Raw genomic sequence first — 7,528 nt, forward strand, 5'->3', positions numbered from 1 at the left:
ACGCTTGAAGAGGGAGACTTCTTTCTGAAGAACGTTAAAGGGCGCTTTCTTATAATTTCATGCCTTTTCTATTCTTAAACCGACGTAATAGAATATGACTTTCCACTCTAGTGATACCTTCTAAACTATATAATTCTTCATTAATAAATGACTCAAGCCTTTTGAAATCCTCTACCAACACATGCATATGCAATGTGCTCGGGCCCGTCATTTGATAACAACTAGCAACACTTGGGTTATCCGCTAGATTTTGAGCTACCTCTACTAAGGAAGACGGCTCACAATCCACTTCAAAAAAAGCAGACACTTGTTTACCTACTTTTTCAGAATTAATGACAGCACTGAATCCTTCAATAATCCCTTCCTCGATTAATTGATTTACCCTTTCACGTACCGCTACTCTGGACAAGCCTAATTCTTTACCGATATCCACATAAGACATTCGGCCATTTCCTACTAATAATTCTAAGATTTTCTGATCCTTTTTATCCATTTTCACCTTGAGCACCCTTTCACACAACTATATAGGTATAGCATGCTATTTGGTTACCGAAATGTCAAGAAAAGGCGATTTTTTCTTTCGAAACGAAAAAAGATATGCCATCCATATATCTTGTCCTTAAAGGAGCTTATTATAATCATAGCTTTTTTCTACACTTTCCGACCGCTTAGTTCTTGAAAAAATTGCTTCACAAACCTTATTAATCGTTTATCTTGTCCTTTAGCTGCCAAAAAAGATAAACCAACAGGAGCATTTCCCAACTCTAACCAAGGAGTACTAATTTGCGGGAGTCCATTCAACCCAGCAATACTTGTCATCATCAATAGTTTTTGCCTGTGCGTTAGTAAAGCTTCATCAGCAGTTTTTAGCAATGGTGCCACATTTGGTGATGTCGGCATCACCATAATGGAATCTTTTCCTAATTTCTCTTTTATATTTTTATTTATCTTTTCTTTATATTGTTTAGCCTCTTCTACTTGTTCTTTTGTAATAGTTTTTGCCCATTGGAATCTTTCATAAATTCCTGGACCGAATTGTGGTTGAACATCACGAATCCAGTCTCCATGATTCCTCCAAATTTCAAATCCTTGTAAGATTTGGAAAGTTTCCATCCAAGCCTGTAATCCTTCATCAGATATTAACAATTCCTCTCTGCTTAAATGTGGTAGATCAACCTTTTCTTTTGACTCTTGTATTGGTATTTCTACCATATCCCATACTTCCCTCGGGAATATCATTGTTGTAAAATTTTCTGAGTGATGACTAGGTTGCTCAAGTAAAACTTCAGCTACATCCGAAATGATCTCGATATCGTTAGCCATAACTCCAACTGTGTCAAAGCTCTCAGCAAGTGGTATAACACCATTAATGGATATTGCATTATGAGAAGGTCGAAAACCGTATATTCCACAATAGCTCGCTGGAATTCGAACACTACCACCAGTATCAGTTCCTATTGAAAAGTCTACTAATCCAGCAGCTACTGCTACAGCTGATCCACTAGAAGACCCACCTGGAATTCTTTCAACTGCACGAGGATTAACTGGTGTACCATAAAAATAGTTTTTTCCGTCCAAGCTATACATTAATTCATCTGTATGAGTTTTCCCTATTAATTCCGCACCATTTAGCAGTAATTTTTTTACAACAGTAGCAGTCGAATTAGCAGGCAAATGAGTTCTTTTCCAATCCGGATTACCTGCACTAGCTATATGTCCTTCTATTTCAAAAACATCTTTAACAGCATAGGTATAGGAATTCAATTTCCCTTTATCGATTGGAGGTAGTTTACAATTTGCGTCGATCAAAGCATTCCATTTATCCTCCATTTCTGTCCCCCCATTTCAATTATTTGCTTTACTATATCTTTTCATCAAACCATATGTCAATATAGTTAACGTTAATTGTAATTTTTCACAAAAAGTCACATATATTTCAGAAAAATTCATAACAAAAAAAGGGTGAAATGCAAAATCAGTTGTTATATTCACGAAATACGTAATATATTCTTACAAATAAGAATCTTGTTAGAGATGTATTTTGTATAATAAAGGATGACTACCATTAATTGAGTCAAAAGAAAAACAAAAACGAAGGTGGGATAACCATTGCATTTAACAATCAAAGAAGCTTTAACTGCTTACCCATTTTCTCAATCTCGATTAGTAGCAGGAGAAAATATAACACAACGGTCGATAAAAGCAGTAAACATCATAGATGCTCCTGATATACAAAATTGGGTAAAAGAAGGAGAATTGTTGCTAACAACAGCCTATATTTTACAGGATAATATGGAAAAGGCCATCCAATTGATCAAACAACTAGATAAGAAACGGTGTGCCGGTTTGGCAATTAAATTAGGAAGGTATTGGAAAGAAATCCCTCAAACCATTATCGATACTGCTAACCAATTAGACTTTCCTATATTTGAGTTACCATATTCCTATACCTTTTCAGACCAAATAAAAGCCCTATACTATAAAGCAGATCAACAAAAGGAAATGTCGTTAAGAAAAAAAATATTAAGTCAAATAGAATTACCCATGTTTGAACATCATTATAAAGATATCGATCAATACTTAATGATTGTAGCGAAATTTATCAAGTACCCTTTTGTTATTTTTACAACTGATTCAGAAATTCTCTATAATAAAACGAACCTATCAGACAACGAAATCTTAAAAAATTGGTTTGAACACAACTATGAACAAAATCAGCAAATCAATCATATTGAATTGAAGCATAGTGAGATGAAGTATGGGGACTTACTTATCATAAATGAAAACCGAGAAGATATTATAGAAGAAGACGTCATCCTTTTTGAGCAAATTGGAGAAATATTGACTGACTATTTATCCAAGGTATACACTTCTCATCCAGAAGCAATACAAGAACAGACATCAAATATACTGTTAAAACGTTATTTAGAAGATGAAGTTACTACTGAATATTTAAAGTCACACTTGTCCCAAAAGGAAAACAAACTATTACAAATGCCATATTGGATAATATTAATCGATCATCACGCTGAACTTAGTCCAAGAGACATTGCATCTTATCGAACGGAGTTAGAAGTCCATCCTCATTTTAAATCATATAAAATTAAGCACTTAATCTGGAATGAATATCTAGTATCCATTATTTTTGATAGTACTTCTGAAAGTAGAGTATTTCAAAAAACTAATTTATTCTTACCCGTATTCGATGAAATACTTAAAAGAATCAATATCAAACAAAACATAAAGTTAGTTGTTAGTAAACAGCACAATCACTTAAACAGTTTTTCAACAGCAATAAATGAATGTCTCTACGCAAAAGAGTTAGCCAAAGATTTGCAGTATAACAACCATGTAATTATTGCTGAGGATTTGGATTTCTTTAGCCTATATCGTCACATTCCAGATCCATTAATGGAGACCTTCTACAAACGAATATTTGAAATATTTCTGCATGATAGTACGAATTTTAAAAAAGATATGTTGGTGACACTAGAAGCATATTTAGAATGTAACGGCAATATCAAAGAAGTAGCGCACAGACTATTTGTCCACCGTAATACTGTGATATACCGACTAGACAAAGTTAGTTCCCTTCTTAAAATTAACTTGAAAAACATCGATGACCTGCTACGAATTAAAATGGCCTTTACCTTTTTACAAATTAAGAACATCAGACAGCATATCTCCTAAGTATTTATCGTTATTTTACTGCAACCTTTTCACTACTACTAACGTCTAACATTTGTAACAAAAAAACCTTGAAAAGGAATGGTTTTTATGCAAATGTTGGGTAAAGCTTTACTAACATCATGCGTTCTCATTATTGGATTTTTTCTTTTTACTTCAGAAGTCGATGCTTCAGAGCAAACTACTCCTCAAATCAAAGAGGATATTATTAGTGTCCAATCAACTAACTACATCAAAGAAGGAAATTCTTCCATAAGAAAATTAGATTCGAAAAGAATAGGAAGCAATTGTAATACATCTAGCTATTCATCTGTTCAGAAAATTACTTGCACGATTAACTTACAAGTCAAAAATAAATCAACGGGGCAATGGGTAAATACCGGGAATAGTAAAAGATTTGTTGACAATTCCAGTTCCTATGTTAGCGGTAGTGTCCATTTTACAATCGTGAAGGGCTATGAATATCGTATTCGCACCGTCCACTCTATTACACATAATAGTAGCTATGAAAGCTTAATCTCTGTAACACCGGGATTAAAATTTTAAAAAAGTAACTAGTGTGACAAAGTATTTTTGATTTAGAGACAAAAAAGAGTTTCGTATATCGAATTTGATACGAAACTCTTTTCAGACAAGAAAACTGCCACTTCAACAGGAACTTTTGTAAGTGGCGCTAGTTCAATAATCTATAGATTCGGCGACTTTAATAAGTTGTTCTTTATTTTCCGAGCCTTCTAGGAGCCAATTCGTTTTTGGCGTGCTCCATATGATTTGTATATGGCCATCCATAAATTCTATCAAACGCGCCTCTCCACCATCTAGTTCGATTGTGTTAATTTCTGTGTCCTCATTATCAACTACTTTAGAAGCAGAGAAATCATCAGGTTGATACGTTTGATATAGCGTTATGACATCGTTATCGTTCAGATTATTTACATACTCAAGCTGAACCTTTTTAGCTGATACCTCTTCATAAAACACAGTAACTGATTCTAATTGATAACTGTCAGGTAAATAAGAAGGAGCATAAATATTAAAATCTGTTTCGCTTTGCGCCTCTTCGAATGTCATCTCCTTGCTTTCTCCCGGAACTGCGTTTGTTGTTATGTTATCAAAATCAGGAAGAGCATCCGTCGATGGTTCCTTTTCATTTGTTGTTTGGGTAATTTGTGTCTTATCGCCTTCTGTTGTGACAAACATGTTCACAAACCAATCAAAAGCTTGCATTTGATTAGTTTGAACAAAAGCAGAGCCAATCACGATAACGGTAATCATTGCTACCGCCAACAAACTTTTCTTCGGGATCTTCTTCTGATGTTGATTAGTTTGCGATATTTCACTTATGATTGTCTCCCAATTTTCATCCTTGGAATGTGGAGCATCTTCTACTTGCTGGTAATCCTCGTTAAGCCATTCCTTCCAGTTCTGTTCTTCATTCATCTTTATTCACCACCAATCCATTGCCGTTTTGGATCATGTTGTACTTTCTCTTTCACCTTATTCCTTGCACGATGAAGTCTTGTTTTTACAGTAGATTCATTTATATGTAATGAATCTGCAATTTCCTTAATGGATAAGTCATGGATATATCTTAACAAAATGATTTCTCGGTATTCAGCTTTTATCTCCTTTAATGATTCCAACAATTCTTCTTTCACTAAATTATTCTCTACAATATGTGAGGTGTCCAAACCTTTTTTTTTCATATTTCTTTCTTGTATCGTAATATCTTCTGTTAGCACTTCGCGTGCTCCTTTTCGTTTCCTTAATACATCAATTGCAGTTCTTGTAGCAATAGTGGAAAGCCAGGCACCCATCCGTTCTCTATCTTCCAAGCGGTGCATATGTTTATAAGCTTTCACAAACGTTTCTTGTAAAGCATCTTGAGCTAAATGGCTATCTTTTGTAATAAAATAGACATCACGGTAAACTCTCGAATAAAACATATCATATACTAGACGGAATTCCTCATGTGTAGGTTCCGATTTTTTAAATATTTTTTTCAGCATCCTGTTTACACCTTCTTCCATCAATCATACAAATTATAACATTTTCTTCAAAAGATTAAACCATTTATAAAGCTCTTTTTTTGATCATTTTTTGTAACTTTTTTTCATATTGCTGCGTGATATAGTTAGAATAGAAAGGAGGAGCAAATGGGATCAATTGATCAAATATATCAAAAATATTTTCAAGATATTTATCGCTTTCTCCTTTCTCTTAGCCATGATCACTATACAGCAGAAGATATTGTTCAAGAAACATTCCTAAGGGCCTACTTATATGTAGAATTTTATGATAACGAGAACGTAAAAACATGGCTATTCACCGTAGCGTATCGTACTTTTATTGATCATTATCGCAAACAAAAAAAATCCGTTTCCAAAGAGGGGACCTTTTGGCATGACGACGATATGATCCTTCATGATCGTAAAGAAGAAAAGGGATCCTTTGGAGCTCGACTATATCCGAAAGTTACAGTTCACCTTCATATCAGGAAGGCGATTATGATGTTTTACATCAAGAGAGTAGCAGAAAAGTTGTTGCTCTCTTTTTGTCTACTGTCATGCTACATTGACAACCAAATGACTTACAACTAGAATAATAACAATGGTGGTGAACGAGAATGATAAACACTCGCTTTTCAGTAGCAATACATATCCTTACACTTGTTGCAACGCAAAATGATAAAGGTGTTACATCAGATTTCATAGCAAAAAGTGTTAACACAAACCCTGTCGTCATTCGGCGTATTGGTTCTTTATTAAAAAAAGCGAACCTGTTAAAAGGTGGACCTGGTGTAGCCGGCTATTCTCTCGTAATAGAACCCTCTAAAATTACCTTACTAGATATATATCGAGCTGTAACGTCAGAGGAAGAATTATTTGCAGTGCACGATCACCCTAATCCGAATTGCGACGTTGGCAGAAATATTCAAGCCACACTGGACTTTTCTTTAACCCGTGCACAAAAAGCTATGGAAAATGAATTAAACAAGCAAACATTAGCTGATATTATTCAACATCTCTCTATACAATAAGGAGATGTTTTTTTATTGACTTCAACACAAAATGTAACTATAATGGTTACAATTAATCTGAAGGAGGAATTGACAATGAAAATTGGAATTATCGGAGCAACTGGGAAATCTGGTAAACTGATTACACAAGAAGCACTTCATAGAGGACACGAAGTTACTGCGATTGTTCGTAGTCCGGAAAAAGTAGACAATAAAGACGTCGATATCGTGAAAAAAGATATATTTGATATGAAGACCGAGGATATTAAAGACTTTGATGTTGTTGTCAATGCTTATAATTCTCCACAAGGTGAAGAGCATTTACATATCAAAGCTCATCGTGTATTAATCAATGCTTTCCAAGGAACTGATACACGTCTTATCGTTGTTGGTGGCGCTGGTAGTCTATATGTTGATGAAGAACAAACAACACATTTATACGACACACCTGATTTTCCTGATTTCGTATATCCATTAGCTTCCAATATGGGTAAAGCATTAGACGAATTAAAACAAACACAAGATGTCAAATGGACACACTTAAGTCCTGCAGCAATATTCGATCCAGAAGGGAAACGAACTGGCTCCTATCAAAAAGGAAAAGAAAATGTCATCACTAATAAAACAGGAGAAAGCTATATCAGCTATGCAGATTACGCCATCGCTCTACTAGATGAGATTGAAAATCCTGAACATATAGAAGAGCGCTTTACTGTTGTGGGGGAAAAAGAATAAAGGATCATTTCTGTATTGAATAAAGAGAAAAAGCCCTAGTAATGTGATTGAACTGACCCAGTAAAACGGGACAAGAAAAAACACCTA

General features: G+C 34.6%; 9 protein-coding genes. 5 read left to right on the forward strand and 4 right to left on the reverse strand.

Going from position 1 to position 7,528, the window contains the following annotated elements:
* Positions 1-49 precede the first annotated feature (49 nt).
* Both GH715_RS20775 and GH715_RS20780 read right to left on the reverse strand, forming a co-directional pair.
* On the reverse strand, positions 50-499 hold the full coding sequence (locus GH715_RS20775) for an Lrp/AsnC family transcriptional regulator (RefSeq protein WP_163578818.1): 450 nt from the start codon (positions 497-499) through the stop codon (positions 50-52).
* Between the two features lie 152 nt (positions 500-651).
* Complete coding sequence (locus tag GH715_RS20780; RefSeq protein WP_153837168.1) at positions 652-1,830, reverse strand: amidase; 1,179 nt, start codon at positions 1,828-1,830, stop codon at positions 652-654.
* Between the two features lie 279 nt (positions 1,831-2,109).
* Between GH715_RS20780 and GH715_RS20785 the strand changes: the two genes are divergently transcribed.
* Both GH715_RS20785 and GH715_RS20790 read left to right on the forward strand, forming a co-directional pair.
* The gene (locus tag GH715_RS20785) at positions 2,110-3,690 is read left to right on the forward strand and encodes a PucR family transcriptional regulator (RefSeq protein ID WP_153837167.1); all 1,581 of its coding nucleotides are present in this window, start codon (positions 2,110-2,112) and stop codon (positions 3,688-3,690) included.
* 87 nt (positions 3,691-3,777) lie between these two features.
* Positions 3,778-4,233, forward strand: a complete 456-nt coding sequence (locus GH715_RS20790; protein WP_153837166.1) for a DUF6147 family protein — start codon at positions 3,778-3,780, stop codon at positions 4,231-4,233.
* Between the two features lie 132 nt (positions 4,234-4,365).
* Here the strand turns inward: GH715_RS20790 and GH715_RS20795 are convergent, their stop codons facing one another.
* Positions 4,366-5,127: a DUF4367 domain-containing protein gene (locus GH715_RS20795; RefSeq protein WP_153837165.1), complete on the reverse strand. Its 762-nt coding sequence runs from the start codon at positions 5,125-5,127 to the stop codon at positions 4,366-4,368.
* Positions 5,128-5,129: 2 nt separating this feature from the next.
* Positions 5,130-5,696, reverse strand: a complete 567-nt coding sequence (locus GH715_RS20800; protein WP_153837164.1) for an RNA polymerase sigma factor — start codon at positions 5,694-5,696, stop codon at positions 5,130-5,132.
* 147 nt (positions 5,697-5,843) lie between these two features.
* On the opposite strand from GH715_RS20800, the gene GH715_RS21905 reads away from it, so the two are divergent.
* The 3 genes from GH715_RS21905 to GH715_RS20815 all read left to right on the forward strand — a co-directional run bounded on the left by GH715_RS21905 (position 5,844) and on the right by GH715_RS20815 (position 7,441).
* A complete protein-coding gene (locus GH715_RS21905) occupies positions 5,844-6,287 on the forward strand; it encodes a sigma-70 family RNA polymerase sigma factor (protein ID WP_324187007.1) in 444 nt (147 codons plus the stop codon).
* Between the two features lie 26 nt (positions 6,288-6,313).
* The gene (locus GH715_RS20810) at positions 6,314-6,727 is read left to right on the forward strand and encodes an Rrf2 family transcriptional regulator (RefSeq protein ID WP_153837163.1); all 414 of its coding nucleotides are present in this window, start codon (positions 6,314-6,316) and stop codon (positions 6,725-6,727) included.
* A 75-nt stretch (positions 6,728-6,802) separates the two neighbouring features.
* A complete protein-coding gene (locus GH715_RS20815) occupies positions 6,803-7,441 on the forward strand; it encodes an NAD(P)-dependent oxidoreductase (RefSeq protein ID WP_153837162.1) in 639 nt (212 codons plus the stop codon).
* Positions 7,442-7,528 lie beyond the last annotated feature (87 nt).

The sequence above is a fragment of the Gracilibacillus thailandensis genome (genome assembly GCF_010994055.1).
GTDB lineage: Bacteria > Bacillota > Bacilli > Bacillales > Amphibacillaceae > Gracilibacillus > Gracilibacillus lacisalsi.